Origin of the sequence: Burkholderia sp. Tr-20390, assembly GCF_017104595.1 — a bacterium.
Classification (GTDB): domain Bacteria; phylum Pseudomonadota; class Gammaproteobacteria; order Burkholderiales; family Burkholderiaceae; genus Burkholderia.
Genome location: NZ_JAAGPC010000084.1, coordinates 15,179 through 39,110 on the forward strand (window position 1 = coordinate 15,179; position 23,932 = coordinate 39,110).

General features: G+C 66.8%; 19 protein-coding genes and 1 other RNA gene. 11 read left to right on the forward strand and 9 right to left on the reverse strand.

The window, feature by feature from the left end; translation table 11 throughout:
* Positions 1–72 precede the first annotated feature (72 nt).
* Together G3N98_RS22125 and gyrA are read right to left on the reverse strand one after the other, a co-directional pair.
* Complete coding sequence (locus G3N98_RS22125) at positions 73–672, reverse strand: DUF2059 domain-containing protein (RefSeq protein ID WP_006486966.1); 600 nt, start codon at positions 670–672, stop codon at positions 73–75.
* Between the two features lie 83 nt (positions 673–755).
* Positions 756–3,359 carry a DNA gyrase subunit A gene (gyrA, locus tag G3N98_RS22130; RefSeq protein WP_089439493.1) on the reverse strand — a complete coding sequence of 868 codons (2,604 nt, stop codon included), beginning with the start codon at positions 3,357–3,359 and terminating at the stop codon, positions 756–758.
* Positions 3,360–3,898: 539 nt separating this feature from the next.
* Between gyrA and ompA the strand changes: the two genes are divergently transcribed.
* From ompA to ssrA, 4 genes are all read left to right on the forward strand, one after another.
* The gene (ompA, locus tag G3N98_RS22135) at positions 3,899–4,567 is read left to right on the forward strand and encodes an outer membrane protein OmpA (RefSeq protein WP_006476579.1); all 669 of its coding nucleotides are present in this window, start codon (positions 3,899–3,901) and stop codon (positions 4,565–4,567) included.
* 154 nt (positions 4,568–4,721) lie between these two features.
* The gene (gene ubiG, locus G3N98_RS22140; RefSeq protein WP_089424797.1) at positions 4,722–5,420 is read left to right on the forward strand and encodes a bifunctional 2-polyprenyl-6-hydroxyphenol methylase/3-demethylubiquinol 3-O-methyltransferase UbiG; all 699 of its coding nucleotides are present in this window, start codon (positions 4,722–4,724) and stop codon (positions 5,418–5,420) included.
* 13 nt (positions 5,421–5,433) lie between these two features.
* A complete protein-coding gene (gene gph, locus G3N98_RS22145; RefSeq protein ID WP_206149231.1) occupies positions 5,434–6,150 on the forward strand; it encodes a phosphoglycolate phosphatase in 717 nt (238 codons plus the stop codon).
* A 17-nt stretch (positions 6,151–6,167) separates the two neighbouring features.
* Positions 6,168–6,537: a transfer-messenger RNA gene (gene ssrA, locus G3N98_RS22150) on the forward strand.
* Between the two features lie 274 nt (positions 6,538–6,811).
* On the opposite strand, the gene G3N98_RS22155 is transcribed toward ssrA, so the two are convergent.
* From G3N98_RS22155 to G3N98_RS22165, 3 genes are all read right to left on the reverse strand, one after another.
* Positions 6,812–7,165, reverse strand: a complete 354-nt coding sequence (locus tag G3N98_RS22155; RefSeq protein WP_206149232.1) for a DUF4148 domain-containing protein — start codon at positions 7,163–7,165, stop codon at positions 6,812–6,814.
* Positions 7,166–7,496: 331 nt separating this feature from the next.
* The gene (locus G3N98_RS22160) at positions 7,497–7,766 is read right to left on the reverse strand and encodes a hypothetical protein (protein ID WP_089472359.1); all 270 of its coding nucleotides are present in this window, start codon (positions 7,764–7,766) and stop codon (positions 7,497–7,499) included.
* 101 nt (positions 7,767–7,867) lie between these two features.
* Positions 7,868–8,974: a substrate-binding domain-containing protein gene (locus G3N98_RS22165; protein ID WP_206149233.1), complete on the reverse strand. Its 1,107-nt coding sequence runs from the start codon at positions 8,972–8,974 to the stop codon at positions 7,868–7,870.
* A gap of 131 nt (positions 8,975–9,105) precedes the next feature.
* On the opposite strand from G3N98_RS22165, the gene G3N98_RS22170 reads away from it, so the two are divergent.
* The 4 genes from G3N98_RS22170 to G3N98_RS22185 are packed head-to-tail and all read left to right on the forward strand — an operon-like array spanning position 9,106 to position 14,408.
* Complete coding sequence (locus G3N98_RS22170; protein WP_206149234.1) at positions 9,106–9,606, forward strand: NAD(P)H-dependent oxidoreductase subunit E; 501 nt, start codon at positions 9,106–9,108, stop codon at positions 9,604–9,606.
* Complete coding sequence (locus tag G3N98_RS22175) at positions 9,603–11,180, forward strand: formate dehydrogenase beta subunit (protein ID WP_206149235.1); 1,578 nt, start codon at positions 9,603–9,605, stop codon at positions 11,178–11,180. The genes G3N98_RS22170 and G3N98_RS22175 overlap by 4 nt, the downstream gene beginning before the upstream one ends.
* Positions 11,181–11,197: 17 nt before the next feature.
* On the forward strand, positions 11,198–14,149 hold the full coding sequence (gene fdhF, locus G3N98_RS22180) for a formate dehydrogenase subunit alpha (RefSeq protein ID WP_089472355.1): 2,952 nt from the start codon (positions 11,198–11,200) through the stop codon (positions 14,147–14,149).
* Positions 14,150–14,156: 7 nt separating this feature from the next.
* Complete coding sequence (locus tag G3N98_RS22185; protein WP_089424772.1) at positions 14,157–14,408, forward strand: formate dehydrogenase subunit delta; 252 nt, start codon at positions 14,157–14,159, stop codon at positions 14,406–14,408.
* A gap of 8 nt (positions 14,409–14,416) precedes the next feature.
* Here the strand turns inward: G3N98_RS22185 and G3N98_RS22190 are convergent, their stop codons facing one another.
* Complete coding sequence (locus G3N98_RS22190; RefSeq protein WP_206149236.1) at positions 14,417–16,060, reverse strand: FAD-dependent monooxygenase; 1,644 nt, start codon at positions 16,058–16,060, stop codon at positions 14,417–14,419.
* Positions 16,061–16,118: 58 nt separating this feature from the next.
* Here G3N98_RS22190 and G3N98_RS22195 point away from each other — a divergent pair, with 58 nt between their 5' ends.
* The gene (locus tag G3N98_RS22195; protein WP_206149237.1) at positions 16,119–18,032 is read left to right on the forward strand and encodes a tetratricopeptide repeat protein; all 1,914 of its coding nucleotides are present in this window, start codon (positions 16,119–16,121) and stop codon (positions 18,030–18,032) included.
* A gap of 83 nt (positions 18,033–18,115) precedes the next feature.
* Here the strand turns inward: G3N98_RS22195 and G3N98_RS22200 are convergent, their stop codons facing one another.
* A complete protein-coding gene (locus tag G3N98_RS22200; protein ID WP_124576030.1) occupies positions 18,116–19,411 on the reverse strand; it encodes an MFS transporter in 1,296 nt (431 codons plus the stop codon).
* A gap of 351 nt (positions 19,412–19,762) precedes the next feature.
* Between G3N98_RS22200 and G3N98_RS22205 the strand changes: the two genes are divergently transcribed.
* A complete protein-coding gene (locus tag G3N98_RS22205; RefSeq protein ID WP_206149238.1) occupies positions 19,763–20,725 on the forward strand; it encodes a hypothetical protein in 963 nt (320 codons plus the stop codon).
* A gap of 75 nt (positions 20,726–20,800) precedes the next feature.
* On the opposite strand, the gene G3N98_RS22210 is transcribed toward G3N98_RS22205, so the two are convergent.
* Complete coding sequence (locus G3N98_RS22210; protein ID WP_206149239.1) at positions 20,801–21,493, reverse strand: DUF2968 domain-containing protein; 693 nt, start codon at positions 21,491–21,493, stop codon at positions 20,801–20,803.
* Between the two features lie 115 nt (positions 21,494–21,608).
* Positions 21,609–22,802: a type 1 glutamine amidotransferase gene (locus G3N98_RS22215; RefSeq protein WP_089472350.1), complete on the reverse strand. Its 1,194-nt coding sequence runs from the start codon at positions 22,800–22,802 to the stop codon at positions 21,609–21,611.
* A 280-nt stretch (positions 22,803–23,082) separates the two neighbouring features.
* On the opposite strand from G3N98_RS22215, the gene G3N98_RS22220 reads away from it, so the two are divergent.
* Complete coding sequence (locus tag G3N98_RS22220; RefSeq protein ID WP_089472349.1) at positions 23,083–23,763, forward strand: GntR family transcriptional regulator; 681 nt, start codon at positions 23,083–23,085, stop codon at positions 23,761–23,763.
* Positions 23,764–23,932 lie beyond the last annotated feature (169 nt).

The window sequence follows — 23,932 nt, forward strand, 5'->3', positions numbered from 1 at the left end:
ACGGCCATTATCGCACTGTCGTCAGGCTCCCGCCAAACCCGGCCGAACGGCCGGGGGCGTGCCCGGACGGCTTTACTTGCCCGGCTTGACTGCTGCGACTTCCTTGTCAGCCTGCGTGCGCGTTGCCTGGATAGCTTGCGGCATGTACTTCTGCATCAGGCCGTTGACCACGTCGCGACCGACCTGATCCTGAACCTGGATGAACTTGCGGCCCGTCGGGCTCTTGTAGAACGTCGTCAGATCCTTGATCTCCGACGTGCTGTAGTACTTCGCGTAGGCGTCGTACTGAGCCGACATCGCGTCGCTCTGGAACTGTTGCGTGCCGAACACCTTGCCTGCGCCGTCAACCAGCTTCGGCACCGCGTTCTTCTGCAGCGTCGGAACGGCAGCCTGCTTCTGCTTGTCGTTCAGCGTCTTGTTTTCCGACAGCGCGTCCGACAGGATTGCCGGGACGAGTTGCTTGGCCTGCATTTCGGCGCTGTTGCCGATTGCCGACACGAGCTTCGGCGCGTCGATCGCGTCGAGCAGATCCTTGATCGCTGCCTTCTTGTCGGCGTCGATCGGCGCAGCTGCTGCCGGAGCTGCCGGTGCGGAATTCGACAGCGCTTGCGCCATCGCGAACGTCGGCACCAGTGCAGCCAGCAGAACCAGTTGCTTGAATTGCTTTTGCATCATCACTCCCTTTTGGAAATATGAATGGTTGCTCGCCGGCCGCGGCGCTTCGCGCCTGCGGCGGCTAGAGTCTCATCCGTTCTTCAGGCTTCGCCGTCCGACGCCTCGTCGGCTTCGCCCTCTCCCTCTTCGGCCTCCGCGATCTGCTGCAGGCCAGAGAGCTTGGTACCCTCATCGAGACTGATGAGTGTAACACCTTGCGTGGCGCGCCCCATCTCGCGAATCTCCGAGACACGGGTGCGAATCAACACGCCGGCCGTCGTGATCAGCATGATCTGATCTTCGGCATCGACGAGCGTTGCAGCCACGACCTTGCCGTTACGCTCGGACGTCTGGATCGCGATCATACCCTTCGTGCCGCGGCCGTGACGCGTGTACTCGGTGATCGGCGTGCGCTTGCCGTAGCCGTTCTCGGTCGCGGTGAGCACCGTCTGCTCCTCGCTGCCGGCAACCAGCATCGCGATGACCTGCTGGCCATCCTCGAGCTGCATGCCGCGCACGCCGCGGGCCTCGCGCCCCATCGGACGCACGTCGTTCTCGTCGAAGCGCACGGCCTTGCCGGAGTCGGAGAACAGCATCACGTCGTGCGCGCCGTCGGTGATCGACGCACCGATCAGGAAGTCGCCTTCGTCGAGGCCGACCGCGATGATGCCCTTCTTCATCGGACGGCTGAATGCCTCGAGCGGCGTCTTCTTCACGGTGCCGAGCGACGTTGCCATGAAGATGAACTTGTCGGCCGAGAATTCCTTGACCGGCAGCACGACGTTGATCTTCTCGCCTTCCTGCAGCGGGAACATGTTGACGATCGGGCGGCCGCGCGAGTTGCGCGAGCCCTGCGGCACTTCATAGACCTTGACCCAGTACACGCGGCCGCGGTTCGAGAAGCACAGGATGTAATCGTGCGTGTTCGCGATGAACAGCGTCTCGATCCAGTCGTCTTCCTTCATCTGCGTCGCCTGCTTGCCACGACCGCCGCGCTTCTGCGCACGGTACTCGGACAGCGGCTGCGACTTCACGTAGCCCGCATGCGACATCGTGACGACCATGTCCTGCGGCGTGATCAGGTCTTCGGTGTTCAGCTCGGTCGCGTTCAGCTCGATCTTCGAGCGACGCGCGTCGCCGAACTCGGCCTTCACCGAGGTCAGCTCCTCGCCGATCATCGTCGTGATCCGCTCGGGGCGCGCGAGGATGTCCAGCAGGTCGGCGATCTGCGCCATCACTTCGCGGTACTCGCCGATGATCTTGTCCTGCTCGAGGCCGGTCAGGCGCTGCAGACGCATCTGCAGGATTTCCTGGGCCTGCGTGTCGGACAGGCGGTACAGCCCGTCGGCCTGCATGCCGAACGCCGGGTTCAGGCCTTCCGGGCGATACGCGGAGCGGCCGCCGGCCGCCGCGTTCTCGCTCTCGGCACGCGTGAGCATCTCGCGCACGAGCGACGAATCCCACGGCTTCGCCATCAACTCCGCCTTCGCGATCGGCGGCGTCGGCGCGGCCTTGATGATCGCGATGAACTCGTCGATGTTCGCGAGCGCGACCGCGAGACCTTCAAGCACGTGGCCGCGTTCGCGGGCCTTGCGCAGTTCGTAGATCGTGCGGCGCGTCAGCACTTCGCGTCGATGCGACAGGAAGCACTGCAGGATTTCCTTCAGATTCAGCAGCTTCGGCTGGCCGTCGACGAGCGCGACCATGTTCATGCCGAACGTATCCTGGAGCTGCGTCGCCTTGTACAGGTTGTTCAGCACCACTTCCGGCACTTCACCGCGCTTGAGCTCGATCACGACACGCATGCCGCTCTTGTCGGACTCGTCGCGGATGTCGGAGATGCCTTCGAGCTTCTTCTCGTTGACGAGCTCGGCGATCCGCTCGAGCAGCGAGCGCTTGTTCACCTGGTACGGCAGCTCATCGACGATGATCGCCATCCGCTGGCCGCGGTCGATCTCCTCGAAGTGCGTGGCCGCACGCATCACGACGCGGCCGCGCCCGGTGCGATAGCCGTCGCGCACGCCGGCGACGCCGTAGATGATGCCGGCCGTCGGGAAATCCGGCGCCGGGATGATCTCGATCAGCTCGTCGATCGTCGCTTCCGGGTTGCCCAGCAGGTGCTGGCACGCGTCGACGACTTCGTTCAGGTTGTGCGGGGGGATGTTGGTCGCCATGCCGACCGCAATACCCGACGAACCGTTGATCAGCAGGTTCGGGATGCGCGACGGCAGGACCGACGGCTGCATTTCGTTGCCGTCGTAGTTCGGCTCGAAATCGACCGTTTCCTTGTCGATGTCGGCAAGCAGCTCGTGACCGATCTTCGCCATGCGAATTTCGGTGTAACGCATCGCCGCGGCATTGTCGCCGTCGATCGAGCCGAAGTTGCCCTGCCCGTCGATCAGCATGTAGCGCAGCGAGAAGTCCTGCGCCATCCGCACGATCGTGTCGTAGACCGCGGTGTCACCGTGAGGGTGGTACTTACCGATCACGTCACCGACGATACGCGCCGACTTCTTGTACGCGCGGTTCCAGTCGTTGTTCAGTTCGTGCATCGCGAACAACACGCGCCGGTGCACGGGTTTCAGGCCATCGCGGACATCCGGGAGGGCACGTCCGACGATTACGCTCATCGCGTAATCGAGATACGAACGGCGCATTTCCTCTTCTAGGGAGGTGGGCAGGGTCTCTTTGGCGAATTGATCCATGTATCCGTATCGTTTCGGAGCGAAGACGGCGAACGCCTTTCGCGTGGGCGCTGCATGCGCAACGCAACGCGAGATTCTAACATGCGCCCATCAGCCGCCAATTCGCCCCCTCTATATATGAATAGCAAAAATCGCGGCGTCGGCGAATCGGCCGCAATGGCACATCGCAATCGCACCCGACTCGTCACCACAGACGATTGCCGCGTCACGTGTTCCTCGCGCACGAGTAAACAACTGCATTCATCGGCGCAATTTCGCCGCCACACTCTTGACAATTTCTAAAAGTTACGGCAGGCCAGTGTTGCGCATGCACCACAAAGTTGAAGCGATCTTGGGGTGGGGAGGATTTTTTTTCGTAGGAAGGGAACGATATGGCAAAATGCCAACGCACTGAAAGTTAGACGCTGCTCGAAGTCTACACAGAGGCGGCGCCGCGTTTTTTGTGCCGCACCAATGTTATACTTCGAGCAATGTATGACTTGTCACCGTCAACAGGCTCGCAGTAAACCTGCGGTAATCTCAATTTCGAGAGGAGAAATATGAATAAACTTTCAAAGCTCGCGTTCATTGCAGCTACCGCAGTTATGGCTGCATCCGCTTCGGCACAGTCGGTGCCGGCGTCGCGCCAAGCCGTCAATGACAACTGGGTCAACGGCACGGGCGAATGGGTGTGGATGAACGGTACGAACGAGCTCTGCTGGCGCGATGCGTTCTGGACGCCGGCCACCGCCAACGCGAAGTGCGATGGCGCACTGGTCGCCCAGGCACCGCAGCCGCCGGTCGCTCCGGTCGCTCCGGCTATCACGAGCCAGAAGATCACGTATCAAGCTGACGCACTGTTCGACTTCGACAAGGCAACGCTCAAGCCGCTGGGCAAGCAAAAGCTGGACGAACTGGCTTCGAAGATCGAAGGCATGAACACGGAAGTGGTCGTCGCAACGGGCTACACGGACCGCATCGGTTCGGACAAGTACAACGACCGTCTGTCGCTGCGCCGTGCGCAAGCCGTGAAGTCGTACCTGGTCAGCAAGGGTGTGCCGGCCAACAAGATCTACACGGAAGGCAAGGGCAAGCGCAACCCGGTTACGACTGGCTGCAACCAGAAGAACCGCAAGCAACTCATCGCCTGCCTCGCACCGGATCGCCGCGTGGAAGTCGAAGTGGTTGGTACGCAGCAAGTGCAGAAGACGACCGTTCCGGCAAACTAAGCCGCGGTTTTCGACTGCTTCAAAGCCCCGCTCCGGCGGGGCTTTTTCTTTGACGCCCGCCCAGGCGCTCGCCGCTTCGCCGCTCGTCCGCTTCTTATATACTCGGGGCTGACGAATCGCAGCACCGCCCTCCTTCCGTAGCCCGTTTGCCGACATGACCAACGCCGATCCGCACGAACTCCAGAAATTCAGCGACCTCGCCCATCGGTGGTGGGATCCGAATGCCGAATTCAAGCCGCTGCACGACCTGAATCCGGTCCGGCTCGGCTGGATCGATGCGCATGCGCACCTCGCCGGCAAGCGCGCACTCGACATCGGCTGCGGCGGCGGCATCCTGTCCGAATCGATGGCCGGACTCGGCGCGCAGGTGAAAGGCATCGACCTGTCGACCGAAGCACTCGGTGTCGCCGACCTGCACAGTCTCGAAAGCGGCATCTCGGTCGATTACGAGGCCATCGCGGCCGAAGCGATCGCCGCGCGCGAACCGGGCACCTACGATGTCGTCACGTGCATGGAAATGCTCGAGCACGTGCCGTCGCCCGGCGATATCGTCGCCGCCTGCGCGACGCTCGTGAAGCCGGGTGGCTGGGTGTTCTTCTCGACGCTGAACCGCAACCTGAAGGCATACCTGTTCGCCGTGATCGGCGCGGAGTACATCGCGCAAATGCTGCCGAAGGGCACGCACGACTACGCGCGCTTCATCCGTCCGTCGGAACTGGCCAGCTTCGTGCGGGCAACGGATCTGCACATCGTGGAGATCAAGGGCATCACGTATCACCCGATCGGCAAGCGCTTCGCGCTGTCGAACGACGCCGACATCAACTACCTCGTCGCGTGCCGTCGCGGCGCGTGACCTTCCAACCGGCATGACGACTCCCCTCTCGACCGCGCGGGCGGCACTCGACGAACCGCGCCTGCTGCACTGCGATGCCGTGCTGTTCGACCTGGACGGCACGCTCGCCGACACGGCCCCCGATCTGGCGGCCGCCGTCAACAAGATGCAACGCGTGCGCGACCTGCCCGAGACACCGCTCGACGTGCTGCGGCCGCTAGCCTCGGCCGGCGCGCGCGGCCTGCTCGGCGGCGCGTTCGGCATCGATCCCCACACGCCCGGTTATGAAGCGATGCGCGACGAGTTCCTGGCCAACTACGCGACGGATCTATGCGTGCATACGACGCTGTTCCCCGGCATCGACGATGTGCTCGACGAACTCGACGCGCGCGGCGTGCGCTGGGGCATCGTCACGAACAAGGTCATGCGGCTCACGGCGCCGCTCGTCGACCTCCTCGGCCTCGCGCGGCGCGCCGCCTGCGTCGTCGGGGGCGACACAACGCCGCACCCGAAGCCGCACCCGGCCCCGCTGCTGCATGCGGCCGACCAGCTGACGCTCGCGCCTGCGCGCATCGTCTACGTCGGCGACGACCTGCGCGACATTCAAGCCGGCAGCGCCGCCGGCATGGCGACGGTCGCGGCGGCGTACGGCTATTGCGGTGATGGCGCGGCGCCGGCCGACTGGCAAGCGCAGCATCTCGTCGACACGACGCTGCAACTGCGCGAACTGCTGCGCGATGTTGGGCTATAATGATTGATCTTATCCGCGGGGGCGACCTGGTTTCGACAGGGGTTGTGAAGCGGCTAGGGCATGTCGAGGACCCGTCACCTCGTTAATCAATGGGAAAATCGTAACTGCAAACGACGATACGTTCGCACTGGCAGCCTAAGGGCCGCCGTCCTCTGCCTAGTTCACTGACGGGCTAGTGTCGCAAGACCGGTAGCAATACCGCCAGAGGTCATTTACGTCAGTTAAGCCCTGTCGGCGTCGCGACGCCAGGGTCGAAAACCTAGCGAATCGCCGTAGTGCAGCGTGTTCGTCCGCGTCGCTGCGGTTAAATCAAATGACTGAACTAAACATGTAGAACTAGTCGTGGAGCGCTTCTGGACGCGGGTTCGATTCCCGCCGCCTCCACCAAATTCCGCGCTCGCCGCACGAACCCCGCATGACGCAAGTCTGCGGGGTTTTTTGTTGCCGGCGAAACGCACTCGCCCTCTCCTTCCGAAAAAGCGCCCAGCCACGGGTGGGCCGGGCGGAATGCCACCGGACTTCCGGCGACAGGAGGTGACGGATAGCCTGCCGCGCCCGCGCGCTCATCGATCACGCCAGGCGGCGGCCCGCCCGGGTGCTGCGGCTCCAGGCGCGACGCGTCGTCGCACCCGGTATTCACGCACACCGGGCAATACGCGGTTTAGCTGCCGCGATACAGCGACTTCATTTCTTCAGCGGTGGCCGGACGCACGCCCATTGCACGCGAACCCGATGCCGATGCGCCCTGTGCCTGTGCGCCGTAACCGCTGGCGTCGGTGCCTTGTGCTTGCGCCAGCGCAGCGCGCTGCTGCTCTGCAACACGCGCCGTGGCAGCCTGGATCGCTTCCGGGTAGTGCGGATCTTCACCGCGAGCGGTGTTGTAACCAGCCTGCTGCAACTGGACCAGTTCGGCACGAACCTGCGCGCGAGTGATCGTCGAACCCGACTGGGCGAACGACACGACCGGGGCAACGAGAGCGGCAGCAACGACAACAGCTTGAACGAGCGATTTCATGATGACCTACCTCCAGATTTGTCTGTGTTCGCGGTGAACACCTTGTTCATCGCTGACAACCCGAAGTTTATGTAGGCGGATGCTTAAGAATAAGGCAGGTTTCTGGAAGACATCCTTCCTGATTTACGGGTTAACCCTAAACCACCCGGTATCGAATCGCATGACGATTCGACGGAAAGCAAAAGCCCCGCGAAGCGGCAACGCTTCGCGGGGCTCGGACAAAATCGAAATCGCACGGGACGCCTGCCGCCACCGATCACACAGCCAGATCGGCACGCGCGCGCAACACCCGCCAGTCGAATCGGTGCTGCGGACGCGCACGTCAGCCAGGTTACCGGCTATCCATCGGACACTTCAGATTGCAGCCGTTGGGGTCCCCCAGGTCACCCTTGCGGCGCAAGGTCGACTTCTTGCCGCTCTGGTATTTCTGCGACGGCGCGGACGCCGCGAACGGCATCTGCGGATGCTCGTTCAGGCGAAACTGCTCGCTCAGGATACCGCCGGGCACACCGGGCGAATTCTGCGCGAGCGCAAACGGCGAAACAGCGGCCAGCAGCCCCGCGGTCAACACTGCCGCGGTGAGGGGAACGGAAAATTTCATGGCGGGATGACGCTTGAACGGCGTACCTGTTGGAACGTTGGTCAAGCGGCAAGCGTAGCGCAAATCCCCTGCTGCTGCATCGCGGTTCGAGTGCGTCCGCGTTACCGGGCATTGCCCGCCGGCACGCTCGCGCCGTCGCCGCCGGCCAGCCCCGACGCAATGCTCGCCAGCGTTCCACATGCAGCCGGATCGTAGCCGTCGAGATGCGCGACGCGCTCGACAAAGCGCGCATCGCGCAGCAGCGCCAGCACGCCGGCAAGCGGCCGCGCGTCGAGCCGCGCGCGCTCACATGCGAAGTAATAGTCTTCGTCGACGACCGGGATGAAATCGAGCCCGAAATGATGGGCGGCCGGCTCGACGCCGAAGCCGAGATCGGCCATCCCGCTCGCGACGAACGCCGCGATCGCCGAATGCGTGAGCTCGGTCGACGCGTAGCCGTCGATGCGCTCGGGATCGATGCCGATCGCTCGCAGCGCGAGATCCAGCAGCATGCGCGTGCCCGACCCCGGCTGGCGGTTGACGAAGCGGATGTCATTGCGCGCGAGATCCGCGAGCCCGCGAACCTGCTTCGGATTGCCGCGCGGAATGAACAGCCCTTGCTGGCGCCGTGTCAGGTGGATCAGCACATGGCGCGTATCGTCGAGCCACGGCCGGTAGATCTGCGCGCACTGCGCGCGAAACGCGCCGCGCGGCAGATGGAAGCCGGCCAGGTCGCACTCGCCGCGGGCGAGCGCCTGCACGGCCTCGACGCTCTCGCGATACTTGATGTCGACAGCCGCCTGCGCATCGACCAGCGCGGAGACGAGCGTCGCGACCGCGTAGCCGTGCGACGCATGGATACGCACGGCGCCGTCGCGCTGCGCGAGCCGCCGGTTCAGGTCGCTCGCCACTTCGGCGGCCAGCGTGCGCAGGTTCCCGTCGAGCCGGCTGCGCGCGAGGCGCTGCGCATCGACGACGGCCTGCCCGAGCGCCGACAGCGTCGAGCCCTTGCCGCGCGCGGTTTCGATCAGTTCCCCGCCGATGCATGCCTCCAGCGCACGCAGCATGCCCCACGCGTGCCGATAAGACAGCCCTTTCGCTTGCGCGGCCTGCGCAATGCTGCCCGTGTCGGCCACGAGTTCGAGCAACGGCGCGACATCCGACAGGCTGGCCGCACGGCCTTCCGTGTCGCGTACGGTCAGATACGCGTCGCATTCGATGCGAATCAATTATGCACTCCGATTTCCTATTGCGACCGCCAAATCTTCCGCTTATCGTTGGGCAAAATCAATCAGAACGAAGTCGCGGTGCGCACTATATGAATCTCGAGCGCATATGAGACTTTGGAGGAGCACAACGGATGTCCCCGAATTCCCAAGCGCCCGACGCGCTCGTCGAGCGCCATGCGCGCGCCGGCCAGTCGCTCGTGGCGATCCTGCACGCGATCCAGGACGACGCGGGTTACGTGCCGCCAGGCTGCGTCGCGCCGCTCGCCCGCGCACTCAACCTGTCGCGCGCGGAAGTGCACGGCGTCCTGACTTACTACCACCACTTCCGCACCACGCCGCCCGCCCGCGTGACGATCCAGATGTGCCGCGCCGAAGCATGCCGCAGCATGGGCTGCGAAGCGCTGGCCGCGCATGCGGAAGCCCGCACGGGTTGCCGGTTCGACGCGGCGCACGGCGATGCGGCCGACGCGCATGCGCCCGGCGACGTCGCACTCGAATCGGTCTACTGCCTCGGACTGTGTGCGCAGTCGCCGTCGCTGACGGTCAACGGTGTGCTGCATGCCAAGGTCACGCCGGAGAAATTCGACGCGCTGCTTGCCAACGCGGTCGCCCGCACCCCGGAGGCCGCATGACGACCCGCCTCTATGTCCCGCGCGATTCGTCCGCGCTGGCGCTCGGCGCCGACGCGCTCGCCGCCGCGATCGAGGCGGAAGCCGAACGCCGCGGCATCGCCATCGAACTGGTCCGCAACGGTTCGCGCGGGCTGCTGTGGCTCGAGCCGCTCGTCGAGGTCGGCACGGCCGCCGGCCGCGTCGGCTATGCGAACCTGTCGGCCGCCGACGTCCCGGCCCTGTTCGATGCAAACTGGCTCGAAGGCGGCACGCATCCGAGCGGCGTCGGCCTCGTCGACGCACTGCCCTATCTCGCGCGCCAGCAACGCCTCACGTTCGCCCGGATCGGCCTGACCGACCCGCTGTCGATCGACGACTACCTGCGATACGAAGGCCTCGCCGGCCTGAAGAACGCGCTCGCGCTCGACGGCGATGCCGCGTGCGAAACATTGATCGAATCAGGGCTGCGCGGCCGCGGCGGTGCAGCGTTCCCCGCAGGCATCAAGTGGCGCACGGTCCGGCAAGCACGCGCCACGCAGAAATACATCGTCTGCAATGCGGACGAAGGCGATTCGGGCACGTTCTCCGACCGCCTGCTCATGGAATGCGATCCGTACTGCCTGATCGAAGGGATGATCATCGCGGGCGTCGCGACCGGCGCGACGGTCGGCTACATCTACGTGCGCAGCGAATACCCGCACGCGATCGCCACGCTCGAAGCCGCGATCGTCCGTGCACGCGAAGCCGGCTGGCTCGGCGAGCACGTGCTCGGCTCCGCGCACGCGTTCGAGCTGCACGTCGCGAAAGGCGCGGGCTCGTACGTGTGCGGCGAGGAAACGGCGCTGCTCGAATCACTCGAAGGCAAGCGCGGCGTCGTGCGTGCGAAACCGCCGCTGCCCGCGCTCGCCGGCCTGTACGGCCAGCCGACCGTCATCAACAACGTGATCACGCTTGCAACGGCGCCCGTGATCTTCGCGCGCGGCGCCGCGTTCTATCGCGACTACGGGATGGGCCGCTCGCGCGGCACGCTGCCGTTCCAGCTAGCCGGCAACATCCGCCACGGCGGCCTCGTCGAACTCGCGTTCGGGGTCACGCTGCGCGAGCTGCTGTTCGACTTCGGCGGCGGCACGGCCAGCGGGCGGCCCGCACGTGCCGCGCAGGTGGGCGGCCCGCTCGGCACCTACCTGCCCGACCACCAGTGGGACGTGCCGCTCGACTACGAAGCGTATACGGCGATTGGCGCGGTGGTCGGCCACGGCGGCATCGTGCTGCACGACGACTCATCGAACCTCGCCGAGCTGGCCGAATACGCGATGAAGTTCTGCGCGATCGAGTCGTGCGGCAAGTGCACGCCGTGCCGGATCGGTTCGACGCGCGGCGTCGAGACGATCGCACGCATCCGCCACGGCGATACGTCGGAGCGGCAGGTCACGCTGCTGCGCGACCTGTGCGACACGATGCTGGCCGGTTCGCTGTGCGCCATGGGCGGCATGACACCCTACCCGGTGCTGTCCGCGCTCGACCATTTCCCCGAAGATTTCGGGCTCGCTGCCGGCAAACCTGCCGCGTCGGGTCCGGTCAAGGCTGCGGCCTGACCCAGAAGGAGCCCTGCATGTCCCTCGACACGAACAATGTCCGCCAAGGCGGCTGCGGCTCGGGCCAATGCGCGTGCAAGAGCGCTGCGCAGGCGCGTGCCCTCGATCCGTTCGACGATACCGACTACGGCACGCCGCAACGGCATGCCGATACCGACGTCACGCTCGAAATCGACGGCCAGCCGGTCACGGTGCCGGCCGGCACGTCGGTGATGCGTGCGGCGATCGAAGCCGGCGTCAACGTCCCGAAGCTCTGCGCGACCGATTCGCTCGAACCGTTCGGCTCGTGCCGTCTGTGCCTCGTCGAAATCGAAGGCCGGCGCGGTTATCCGGCGTCGTGCACGACACCTGCGGAAGCGGGCATGAAGGTGCGCACGCAGTCGGACCGGCTGCAGTCGCTGCGGCGCAACGTGATGGAGCTGTACATCTCCGACCACCCGCTCGACTGCCTCACCTGCCCCGCCAACGGCGACTGCGAGCTGCAGGACATGGCCGGTGTGGTCGGGCTGCGTGAGGTGCGTTACGGCTTCGACGGCGCGAATCACCTGCGCGACAAGAAGGACGAATCGAATCCGTACTTCACGTACGACCCGTCGAAGTGCATCGTCTGCAACCGCTGCGTGCGCGCCTGCGAGGAAACGCAGGGCACGTTCGCGCTGACGATCGCCGCACGCGGCTTCGAATCGCGCGTCGCAGCCGGCGAAAGCGAATCGTTCATGGCGTCGGAATGCGTGTCGTGCGGCGCGTGCGTCGCCGCCTGCCCGACCGCCACGCTGCAGGAAAAATCCGTCGTGCAACTCGGGCAGGCCGAACACTCGGTCGTCACGACCTGCGCATACTGCGGCGTCGGCTGCTCGTTCAAGGCCGAGATGAAAGGCACGCAGGTCGTGCGCATGACGCCGCACAAGAACGGCCTCGCGAACGAAGGCCACGCATGCGTGAAGGGTCGCTTCGCGTGGGGCTATGCGACGCACAAGGACCGCATCACGAAGCCGATGATCCGCGAGAAGATCACCGACCCGTGGCGCGAAGTCAGCTGGGACGAAGCGCTCACCTACGCGGCAACGCAATTCCGCAAGCTGCAGGACAAGTACGGCCGCGATTCCATCGGCGGCATCACGTCGTCGCGCTGCACGAACGAGGAAACCTACCTCGTGCAGAAGCTGGTGCGCGCCGCGTTCGGCAACAACAACGTCGACACCTGCGCACGCGTGTGCCACTCGCCGACGGGCTATGGCCTCAAGACGACGCTCGGCGAATCGGCCGGCACGCAGACGTTTGCATCGGTCGGCCAGGCCGACGTGATCGTCGTGATGGGCGCGAACCCGACCGACGGCCACCCGGTGTTCGGCTCGCGGCTGAAGCGGCGCGTGCGTGAAGGCGCGAAGCTGATCGTGATCGACCCGCGCCGCATCGACGTCGTCGACGGCCCGCATGTAAAGGCCACGCACCACCTGCAACTGCGCCCCGGCACCAACGTCGCGATCGTCAACGCGCTCGCGCACGTGATCGTCACCGAAGGGCTCGTCGCCGACGCATTCGTCGCCGAGCGCTGCGACACGCGTGCATTCGAGCAATGGCGCGAGTTCGTCTCGCGAGCCGACAACTCTCCCGAGGCGAGCGCCGACGTGACGGGCGTGCCGGCCGAGCTGGTACGCGAAGCCGCGCGCCTCTATGCGACGGGCGGCAATGCCGCGATCTATTACGGCTTGGGCGTCACCGAACACGCACAGGGCTCGACGACGGTGATGGGCATCGCGAACCTCGCGATGGCGACCGGCAACATCGGCCGCGAAGGCGTCGGCGTCAATCCGCTGCGCGGCCAGAACAACGTGCAGGGCTCGTGCGACATGGGCTCGTTCCCGCACGAACTGCCCGGCTACCGGCACATCGGCGACGAAGTCGTGCGCACGCAGTTCGAAGCGGCGTGGTCGGCGAAGCTGCAACCGGAACCGGGGCTGCGCATCCCGAACATGTTCGACGCGGCGCTCGACGGCAGCTTCAAGGGGCTTTACTGCCAGGGCGAGGACATCGTCCAGTCGGACCCGAATACGCAGCACGTCGCGGCCGCGCTGTCGGCAATGGAATGCATCGTCGTGCAGGACATCTTCCTGAACGAGACCGCGAAATACGCGCACGTGCTGCTGCCCGGCTCGTCGTTCCTCGAGAAGGACGGCACGTTCACGAACGCGGAGCGCCGCATCTCGCGCGTGCGCAAGGTGATGCCGCCGCTCGCGGGCTACGCGGACTGGGAAGTCACGCTGATGCTGTCGCGCGCGCTCGGCTACGAGATGGACTATGCGCATCCGTCGGAAATCATGGACGAGATCGCGCGGCTCACGCCGACCTTCTCGGGTGTGTCCTACGCGAAGCTCGACACGCTCGGCAGCATTCAGTGGCCGTGCAACGAGCACGCGCCGGAAGGCACGCCGACAATGCACATCGACGCATTCGTGCGCGGCAAGGGCAAGTTCGTGATCACGCAGTTCATCGCGTCGCCGGAGAAGGTCACGCAGCGCTATCCGCTGATCCTGACGACGGGCCGCATCCTGTCACAGTACAACGTCGGCGCGCAGACGCGCCGCACCGAGAACGTGCGGTGGCACGAAGAGGATCGCCTCGAGATCCATCCGCACGACGCGCAGGATCGCGGTATCCGCAGCGGCGACTGGGTCGGCATCGAATCGCGTGCGGGGCAGACGGTGCTGCGCGCGCTCGTGACCGAACGCATGCAACCGGGTGTCGTTTATACGACGTTCCACTTCCCGGAATCGGGCGCGAACGTGATCACGACGGACAGCTCGGACTGGGCGACGAACTGCCCCGAGTACAAGGTGACGGCCGTGCAGGTGCTGCCCGTCGCGCAGCCGTCCGACTGGCAGCAAGCGTATGCGCGCTTCAACGCGGAGCAGCTCGACCTGCTCGAGCGCCGCGCCGCCGCGACCGCCGGCGTGACGACAGGCAAGTGAGGAAGCGATGGACAACGGACACCTGATCGACATGGCCAACCAGATCGGCGCATTCTTCGAATCGATGCCCGATCGAGACGAAGCGCTGACCGGGATCGCCGACCATATCCGGCGCTTCTGGGAGCCGCGGATGCGCCGCGCGTTTCTCGCGGCGCTCGACGATCCGTCGAGCGAGGCCGGGCAACGTGCGGCACCGATCGTGCGCGACGCGATCGCCGTGCACCGCGCGTCGCTCGTACCCGCCACGGCGAGCGCCTGACGGCGCCGCTACGCGGACCGCGACAGGCCCGCGAACCAGCTTTCGCAGTGGCGCAGCAGCGCGTTCGCATCGGTCGCCGTGCGCCCGCGCACGGCGACGTAACCATCCGGCCGCAGCAGGTAGAACGACGGCCGCGAGCGGCCGTATTCCTGCGCGAGCCCGGCATCGCCGCCTTCGGCATCGGTGACGCGCCAGACGCGCACCGCATCCGGCATGATCCGCTCGAGCCCCTGCACGAGCGCCTGCGCATCGGTCGGCATCGGCGGCACCGCGCCGGCGTCGGCATTCACCGGCTCTTCCAGCAACAGCAACGTGAAGCTCGCCGGATCGTGCAGGTCGTATAGCCGCGCCGCTCCAGGCGCCTGACCGAGCGGCCCGTCGAGCACCCGCACGCGCGCGTCGGGTGCCCGCTCGCCTGCGCGCGGCCCGCCATCGAGCACGCGCTCGAGCGTCAGCGGACTCTTCCGGTACTGCACGCCGAGCTCGCTGACCGTGCGCCGCACCGCGTCGCGCATCGGCCCGAACGACGCCAGCACCGGCACGACGTGATCGCGCAGCAGCTTCATCGCGCCACGCTCGGCTTCGACGATCTGCGTGACGAAACCGGTCTGCCGCAACACGTCGCGCTCGATCGGATGACGCTCCGCGTGATACGTGTCGAGCAGCCGCTCGGGCGTGCCCGCGCCGAGCACGCGCGCGAGCTTCCAGCCAAGATTGAACGCCTCCTGGATGCCGGTGTTCATGCCCTGCGCGCCGGCCGGGCTGTGAACATGCGCGGCGTCGCCCGCGAAGAACACGCGGCCGTGACGCAACCGGTCGACCATCCGGCTGTGCAGATGAAAATACGCCGACCACGCGAGATCGCTCGGCGAGATCGACGCGCCGGCACGGGCACGCACGATCGCGTCGCATTCCGCAAGCGACGGGGTCGGCGCATCGGGCGACGCGTCGCCGCCGGGCGGCCGGTCGGCCACGAGCCGGTAACGGCCACCGCCCATCGGAAACAGGCCGGCGATGCCTTCGGATGTCGTGAACAGGTGGATCTCTTCGTCCGGCCAGTCGGGTATCGCCGCGAAATCGGCAAGCAGGAAGGTCTGCTCGAACGCGTGCCCGGCGAAGCCCAGGCCGAGCAGATGCCTGACCGTGCTGTGCGCGCCGTCGGCGGCGATCAGGTACGACGGCGCGAACGATTCGTCGCGGCCGTCGGCGCAGCGAATCGACACGTCGAGCGATGCACCGTCCGCATCGCACGCGGTCAGCGTCGCGCCGCGCTCGACCGTCACGCCGAGCCGGGCCAGATGTTCGGCAAGCAGGCGCTCGGTGACGGTCTGGTCGAGAAACAGCAAGTACGGATAGCGCGTTTGCAACGGATCGAAATCGAGCCGTGCGATCACGCGGCCGTCGGCATGCAACTCGGCCGCATGGGCACGATGACCGAGCGCGAGAAACGGCTCGACCGCGCGATGCTGCTCCAGCAGTTCGAGCGTGCGCGCCTGGATGCCGATCGCGCGCGAATACGGCGCGGGCGCAGCGAGCCGATCGATGATGCGCACCGGCACGCGGGCTCGCGCGAGGCTCATCGCCGCGGCAAGGCCGGTCGGCCCCGCGCCGACGATCAGCACGGGCGGGATATCGGGCAGTGTGTCAGCCATGAGAACCTCGATGACACGCGACCCTGCAAGTCTACGCCGCTCCGCGTGACGGGGCCATATGCCGATCGGCCGACGCGCGGCACCATCGCGCGGTGTGGGAAAATACGCGCTTTCCGCCAGTTTTCGCGTTATGGATTCCGCATTCGACCGGGCGTATGCCGCACACCGCGCGGGCCGCCTCGCCGAGGCCGAGCACGGCTATCGCAACGCGCTCGCCTCCAATCCCGCCGACGCCGACGCGCTGCATCTGTTCGGCGTGCTGCGGCACCAGCAGGGCCAGCACGCCGAGGCGGCCGATCTCGTCGGCCGCGCCGTCGCGCTGCGGCCAGGCGATGCCGCGCTGCAGCTCAATCTCGGCAACGCGCTGAAGGCGCTCGGCCGGCTCGACGAAGCAGTCGACCGCTTTCGCAACGCGCTGACGCTCGCGCCCGAATTTCCGCTCGCGCACTACAACCTCGGCAACGCGTATGCGGCGCTGCAGCGCCACGACGATGCGATCGATGCATTCGGCCGCGCGCTGCGGCTCACGCCCGACGATGCATCGATCCACAACAATCTCGGCAACGCGCTGAACGCGCTCGGCCGCCACGACGACGCGCTCGCCGCGTTCCGTCGCGCGCTCGAGTTGCGGCCCGGGCATGCGGGAGCGCACAACAACCTCGCGATGGCGCTGAACGCGATGGGCCGCGCCGACGACGCAATCGCGCACTTCCAGGCCGCGATCGCCGCGCAGCCGCGCTTCGTCGCCGCCCATTTCAATCTCGGCAACACATACGATGCGGTCGGCCGGCATGCTGAGGCGGCCGCCGCGTTCGAAGCCGCGCTCGCGCTGCATCCGCCGTTTCCGCTCGCGCTGTTCGGGCTCGCGAACGCACTGAGCGCGCAGGCCCGCCACCGCGACGCGCTGCCCTACTATGAGCGTGCCGTCGGTCTCGATCCATCGTTCAGCCTGGCCTGGCTGAATCTCGGCAACGCACATCACGCGCTCGGTGCGCACGAGATGGCGCTGCGCGCCTTCGACCAGGCACTGCGCGTCGCGCCCGATCTCACGCTGGCACGGCTGCACCGCGCGGTCACGCTGCTGACGCTCGGCGACTTCACGCGTGGCCTGCCCGCCTACGAAGCGCGCCACGACACGCCCGGCGCGACGCCGCTCGGCACGCTGCCGCGCTGGCAAGGCGAGCCGATCGCGTCACGCACGCTGCTGATCCGCGCGGAACAGGGCTTCGGCGACACGCTGCAGTTCGTCCGCTTCGTGCCGCTCGCCCGCGCACGCTGCGCGCGCGTCGTGCTCGAAGTCCAGCCGGAACTGGTTACGCTGCTGGCGCCGGCCGCGGCGCGCTGGCGCGTGACGCTCGTCGCGCTGGGCGCGGCAAGACCGCCTGCCGCGGATGTCGCGTGCACGCTGATGAGCCTGCCGTTCCTGCTCGGGCTTCAGACGAAGGAGGACATCGTCGCGGGCTCGCGCTACCTCGACGCGCCCGACGGCGCCGGCAGGCGTTTTCGCGGCTCGCTCGGCGGGCAGTCGAAGCGCAAGTTCGGCCTCGCGTGGTCGGGGCGCCGGCAGGCGCAGGAAAACCGTTCGATGCCGTTCGACGCGCTCGCACCGCTGCTCGCGCTGCCGGACATCGACTGGATCGTGCTGCAGCCCGCACTCGACGACGACGAACGCGCGCGCGTCGACGCGCATCCGCGCGTGCATCGGCTCGACGGCCGGCTGAACGACTTTGCCGACACGGCCGCGCTGATCGATCGGCTCGACGGCGTCGTCACGATCGATACGGCGGTCGCGCACCTGGCCGGCGCGCTCGGCAAGCCGCTGTGGGTGATGCTGCCGTTCGCGCCCGACTGGCGCTGGTTCACCGGCGACGACTGTCCGTGGTATCCGCAGGCCAGGCTCGCCCGCCAGCCCGCGCCGGGCGAATGGCACGACGTGGCGGCCGCGGTCGCCGGCATGCTGCGCGAAGCCTGAACGCAGACGAAAAAGGGAGCGCGCCGCGCTCCCTTTTTCATTGCATGGTGTACGGCCGGCGCCGCGCGTCATACCGCTGCCGGTCAGGCCGCCTTGTACTGGTTGCGCGCCTCGGCCGTGCGATACAGCACGAGTGTCGCGATCAGCCCGCAAATCGCGGCAACGCTCAGCCACAACCCCGGCGCCGCCTTGTTCCCGGTCTGATGAATCAGCAGCGTCGAGATCGCGGGCGTGAAGCCGCCGATCGTCGTCGCCAAGCTGTATGCCAGCGAGAAACCCGCCGTGCGCACGTCGGCCGGCATCACTTCGGTCAGCGCGACGACCATCGCCCCGTTGTACGACGCGTACAGGAACGACAGCCACAGCTCGACCGCGAGCAGCCGCAGGAACGACGGATCGCCGACGAGCCACAGCACGGCCGGGTAAGCCGTCAACAGCGTCAGCACCGTGAACGCGATCAGCACCGGGCGGCGACCGATGCGGTCGGACAACGCACCGGACAGCGGCAGCCATACGAGATTGGAGATCCCCACGCAGACGGTCACGACGAGCGCATCGAGCGACGACAGGTGCAGCACTTCCTTGCCGAACGTCGGCGTATAGGCAGTGATCATGTAGAACGACACCGTCGTCATGATCACCATTCCCATGCCCGCCACCACGACGCCCCAGTTGTCGAGCATCGAACGCATGATCTCGCCCATCGTCGGACGATGACGCTTCGCGAGGAACTCGTCGGTCTCCTTCAGCGAACGACGGATCAGGAACAGGAACGGCACGATCAGGCAGCCGATCAGGAACGGAATGCGCCAGCCCCACGCGGTCATCTCCTCGGCCGGCAGTGCGCGGTTCAGCAGCACGCCGACGAGCGCGGCGAACACGACGGCCACCTGCTGGCTGCCCGACTGCCACGACGTATAGAACCCCTTGTGCCCCTTCGTCGCGATCTCCGACAGGTAGACCGACACGCCGCCGAGTTCGACGCCCGCCGAGAAGCCCTGCAGCAGCCGGCCGAGCAGCACGAGCACCGGCGCGAGCACGCCGATCGTCGCATAGCCGGGTATCGCGGCCACCGCGAGCGTGCCGATCGCCATCAGCCCGAGCGTCAGGATCAGCCCCTTGCGGCGGCCGTGATGGTCGATGTACGCGCCGAGCACGATTGCGCCGACCGGCCGCATCAGGAAGCCCGCACCGAACACCGACAGCGACAGCATCAGCGACGCGAATGCGTTGCCGCTCGGGAAGTAGGTTTTCGCGATGGCCGACGCGTAATAGCCGTAGACCATGAAGTCGTACATTTCCAGGAAGTTGCCGCTGACGACCCGGAACACGGTGCGGACTTTCGATTCCTGCGCGATGGCGTGTGACGCTGTGGACATGTTTTTCTCGCTCAGCTCGGATGGCGCGAATCCGCGCCGCATGGATCCGACGACGCACGCGGCGCCGGGCCGGCGCGCACGGGCCTCGCTGCCCGCCGGCGGCGCGCCGCGCGACGACGCGCGCACCGGCATGGTTCGCGCATCATGCCACGCCAACCCGACATTTGCCTTGTGTCGCCCCTGCCGGTGCGGTCGCGGCGTTCTCCTCGTACAAGTCGTCCCGAAACGGCAGCAAAAATCAGATTGATCTGATCGACCGGCCTTCGCCGGCTGACCACAATGTCCCGATTTGCAACCAACGTTCGGCGCCGCACCGGCACGGTTGCCCGTGTCGCATGGCGCACCGCCCTCATGACCCCATCGCCCCTCGTCCCCGTCGCAGGCGCGCTCGCCCGCCCCCGCGTCGCTCCGCTCGATCACGTGCCGTCACTCGGCCGCGACTGGACCTTTCGCGGCGCCCCCGGTGCGCGGCCCGGCAAGCACTGCCTCGCGACACTGACGACGTCCTGCATCGACGTGGACCGGCCGCACCGCGCATGCCACTGGAAGCCGCTGTCCATCACGGCGTCGGCACCGCTGCGTGCCGGGTCGCCGGTTGCACTGCCTGCCGCCGCGGCCCCGTGCTCCCGCCGTATCGCCGGCGGCTTTCGCGACCGGCGTGCGAAGTACGCGATCTGCTGGAGTATCGGCGCGCTCGGCATCATCGGCTGGCTGATTGCCGCATATGAACCGATTGCAGGGTTCGGGCCTGCCTACGCGATTCACGCGGCAGGTGACGTACCGGATTACGCTACGTCGTCGTCCGGGGCCGTGCGGGTCGCTGCGGTTCAGCCGCGTACGTCGACGAGCGCGCCTCCGCAGCGCAAGATGGCCGCACCAGTCGCGACAACGGCCGAGCCACTGCCGGCCACGCACCAGGTCGCGCGTCCTCCCGCATCGCTTCGTCCAAAGGCAACATCCGGCGTGCCGCCGACCGCCACCGCCACTGCCACTGCCGCGTCGCCTCGTTCGAGCGGCAAGCGCATGGCGACGGCGCCGGTCCGAACACCAACCGTGATGCGGATGGCCACACGGCCGCCGATCCGCGACAACACGGTCGACACCCGCACCCGCGAGCGGCTCGCCGCATTGCCGCGTGCAACCGGCGACATGCGCGACACGCTCGATGATCCGCTCACGCTGATCGCGATGGCGAGCGCGCTGCACGCTACCGAGCCTGTCCGCGCCACGCGCGCGCCCGCCACCGGTGTGGACTGGACGGCGCAGCTGTCCCACCGCCGCCTGACCGATACGCCGGACGCATTCGCGCGCTGATGCCCGGCCATAAAAAAACCCGGCGAAGCCTGCTTCGCCGGGTTTTGCTCGTCTCTGCGCCCGTCTGACGATTCGTTACTTGTGCGCGGGCAGCCCCGTCTCGGTCTGCTTCTCGAGCTGTCGCACCTGCTCCTGCAGATCGCGCAGCTGCATCTGTGCAGCCCGCTTCTCGACCTGCAGCGCCTGCGCCTGCTCCTGCGCCGAGCGCTGCCGCTGCGCGACTTCAGCCTGCTGGCTGCGCGCAACGCTCAAGTCGGCCTGCAACTGCTGCGCACGATTCGCCTGCAGCGCGATCACACGCTCGAGAAACGCCTTCTGCGCCTCCAGCTCGGTGCGGCGGATCTCGATATCGGCGAGTTGTACGGTCTGCTGAACGAAGTTCGCGTACACCATCTCCGCGCGGCTCTTCTCCTGCGACCGGATCACGCGCCATAGATGTTTGTCCTGGAACAGCGCGACGTAGTACGTCATCTCGCGCGGGTCGAACATCAGGCTCGCACCGTAGCTGCCGTTGTACGTCGTGCGCATCTCGACGATCCGGCCGTCGTGCAGCATCTGCGTCAGCTCCGCGACGTTGCCTTGGGCGGAGGCATCCGGCGCCGCCGTGGCTGATGCCGCCGTGTCGCCGCGCAGGCTCGTGACCGCCGGACGCGTACCGGCGGCGGGCGCCGTCGCGTCGGCGGACCAGGCCGCGCCCGCTTGCGCGCAGGCAGCCAGCGCGACGATCCACGTGGCGCATCGTGCAGGGGAAAAATTTCGGAAAGCCAACGTCAGACTCCGGCAAACGAATCGGAACTCGCGATTATCGTTCAAAACGAAACGGCCGCATCTCGAATTTGTCGGGATGCGGCCGGCCTTCGTGCGACGCGAAGCTTGCGGCTTGCTACAGGCGGGTTTCGCGCGCCGCGCGCAGGAATGCATCGAGCAGCGGCGTGCAGTCGAGCAGCTCCGAACCGCCGGCCCGATGGAACTCGGGGTGCCACTGCACGCCGACGACGAACGGCGAACGGCGATGGCGAATGCCTTCGATGATCCCGTCGCCGGCCGACACGGCCTCGATGTTCAGATCGCGACCGAGATCGCGGATCGCCTGATGGTGGATCGAGTTGACGATCGCTTCGCTGCGCCCCGGGAACATGCTCGCAAGCGTCGACGAATCCGGGAAGCGGATCGCGTGACGATGCTGGTCGTAATGCTCGCTCACGTGCGCATTCGCGGTCGGCACGTCGGTGGCGATGTCCTGGTACAGCGAGCCACCGAACGCGACGTTGATCAGCTGGCAGCCGCGGCACACGCCGAGCACGGGTTTGCCGGACTCGACGAACTCGTGCAGCAGCTCGAGCTCGTACATGTCGCGCACGCGATCGCCCGGCCACTCGGGGCGGGCGTCGGACGCGGCATAGGTTTGCGGCGATACGTCTGCGCCGCCCTGCAGCAGCAGGCCGTCGAGATGCTTCGCGTAGTCGCGCAGGCGGATGTTGCTCGGATGAATCATGCCCTGATGGCCGACGGTCGGAATCATGAACACGAGCACGTCGCGCGACATGACCCAGTGCGCGATCGATTCCTCGAGGTACTGGAGCGTCTTGCCTCTCAGCCCCTTCGCACCCGGTTCCGGATGGAAGATCCGCGCCGACACGCCGATGCGCAGCGTGCGCTGCGTGATGCGCTGGCCGGCACGGTCGAACAGCCGGCGGGCGCGCGCGGCCACGATCCGGCCGAATACCGACCACGGCGTGTCGCTCTGCTTCAGATAGGCCGGCGGCGCATTCTGCGCGCTCGCGGGCGGCGGGCGCGGCGTGTCGAAATCAGGCTGCGCGCCGAAACCGGGTGGCGGCGTGCCAGCCTTCGGCGGCGCGGCGGCAGCAGCAGCACCATCGATGGCGGCGCCGGTCGCCCCGGGCGCGCCCGGCTCGGACGCAGCCGTAACCGGTGACGCGCCGTCGGCAGCGACGTTCTGCGCGGCGGCCTGGGCGGCCGGCGCATCGGGCGCTTTCGCCGGATCGGTACGGGGTGAATCGGAAGAAACGGAGGAGGTGCCGGGCAGACCGGCCGGGGAAGGCGTGTTTTCGCTCATGACGATGGTCTGGTACGTCGCTCACGCGTATGGATAAACGAAGATTCATTATGCTTCAGCGCACGATCGAGCGGCAAACCTGCAACATCCTGTCGATATTGTTGCAAGTCGGCGGCAAACTGCGTCGGGGAGCGTCCCCGCCCGCGCGCCGGCCAGGCGGATGCGGCATCGCCAATACTGGACATCAGTGATATATCACAATAATATCCACGCATCGTCCACGCTTCCCGACCGCCTGCGCCATGATCGCGCCCCGCCCGGCCGCCGCGCCGCACCCCGCATGAATGCCCTCGCCGACGTCAGCCACGAGCACCCGGCCGCACCGACGGCCAGCCTCGCCGACCGCGCGTATGCGCTGATCCAGCACGACATCATCACGATGCGCCTGAAGCCCGGCGCCGCCCTCAACGAAGCCGACCTCGTCGCCCGCACCGGCATCGGCCGCACGCCGGTGCACCAGGCCGTGCATCGGCTCGTGCTCGAAGGGCTGCTGTCCGTGATGCCGCGCAAGGGATTGATGGTGCAGCCGCTGTCGCTCGACGACATCGTCGCGGTAATCGACGTGCGGCGCATCAACGAAGCGCACTGCGCGGAACTCGCCGCGCGCCACGCAACGCCTGACGATCTCGCGCGCCTGGCCGCGCTGCTCGACGACGGGCAGGCCTGCGTCGACACGCACGACGTCGAAGGCATGATGGAACTCGACCGCGCATTCCACCAGGCGATCGCCGCGGCCGCGCGCAACGCGGTCCTCGCCGACATCCTGCGCGGGCTGCATGAGCGCTCGCTGCGCTTCTGGTTCGTCACGCTGTCCGAACCTCACCATCTCGCCGACGTCCAGCACGAGCATCGCGAACTGTTCGATCGGCTGTCCGCGCGCGACGCCGCCGGCGCACGCGCGGCCGTTGAAAGTCATATCGATTCGTTCCGCTCCACGCTTCTTCAACATCTTCGCCCCTGAGCCGCCCATGACCACTTTCACGCCCTTCCCTCCGCTCGCCCAGCTCGCCGCCTACGAGCAGCACCAGACGCCCGGCGCCTACGAACCGACGCCGGAGGCCTCCGGCCGCCGCGCGCTGAAGAACCTCGCGCTCGCGTATCTCGCCGAACTCGAGGATCCGGCCGATGCG

Bases quoted from the DNA above. Each gene is read 5' to 3' on its own strand.
- G3N98_RS22155 (WP_206149232.1), bottom strand. From the start codon at position 7,165: ATGAAATCGCTCGTTCAAGCTGTTGTCGTTGCTGCCGCTCTCGTTGCC.
- G3N98_RS22170 (WP_206149234.1), top strand. From the start codon at position 9,106: ATGTCCCCGAATTCCCAAGCGCCCGACGCGCTCGTCGAGCGCCATGCG.
- G3N98_RS22195 (WP_206149237.1), top strand. From the start codon at position 16,119: ATGCCGATCGGCCGACGCGCGGCACCATCGCGCGGTGTGGGAAAATAC.
- ompA (WP_006476579.1), top strand. From the start codon at position 3,899: ATGAATAAACTTTCAAAGCTCGCGTTCATTGCAGCTACCGCAGTTATG.
- G3N98_RS22200 (WP_124576030.1), bottom strand. From the start codon at position 19,411: ATGTCCACAGCGTCACACGCCATCGCGCAGGAATCGAAAGTCCGCACC.
- G3N98_RS22190 (WP_206149236.1), bottom strand. From the start codon at position 16,060: ATGGCTGACACACTGCCCGATATCCCGCCCGTGCTGATCGTCGGCGCG.
- gyrA (WP_089439493.1), bottom strand. From the start codon at position 3,359: ATGGATCAATTCGCCAAAGAGACCCTGCCCACCTCCCTAGAAGAGGAA.
- G3N98_RS22185 (WP_089424772.1), top strand. From the start codon at position 14,157: ATGGACAACGGACACCTGATCGACATGGCCAACCAGATCGGCGCATTC.
- G3N98_RS22125 (WP_006486966.1), bottom strand. From the start codon at position 672: ATGCAAAAGCAATTCAAGCAACTGGTTCTGCTGGCTGCACTGGTGCCG.
- G3N98_RS22160 (WP_089472359.1), bottom strand. From the start codon at position 7,766: ATGAAATTTTCCGTTCCCCTCACCGCGGCAGTGTTGACCGCGGGGCTG.
- G3N98_RS22220 (WP_089472349.1), top strand. From the start codon at position 23,083: ATGAATGCCCTCGCCGACGTCAGCCACGAGCACCCGGCCGCACCGACG.
- G3N98_RS22215 (WP_089472350.1), bottom strand. From the start codon at position 22,802: ATGAGCGAAAACACGCCTTCCCCGGCCGGTCTGCCCGGCACCTCCTCC.
- gph (WP_206149231.1), top strand. From the start codon at position 5,434: ATGACGACTCCCCTCTCGACCGCGCGGGCGGCACTCGACGAACCGCGC.
- ubiG (WP_089424797.1), top strand. From the start codon at position 4,722: ATGACCAACGCCGATCCGCACGAACTCCAGAAATTCAGCGACCTCGCC.
- G3N98_RS22175 (WP_206149235.1), top strand. From the start codon at position 9,603: ATGACGACCCGCCTCTATGTCCCGCGCGATTCGTCCGCGCTGGCGCTC.
- G3N98_RS22205 (WP_206149238.1), top strand. From the start codon at position 19,763: ATGACCCCATCGCCCCTCGTCCCCGTCGCAGGCGCGCTCGCCCGCCCC.
- fdhF (WP_089472355.1), top strand. From the start codon at position 11,198: ATGTCCCTCGACACGAACAATGTCCGCCAAGGCGGCTGCGGCTCGGGC.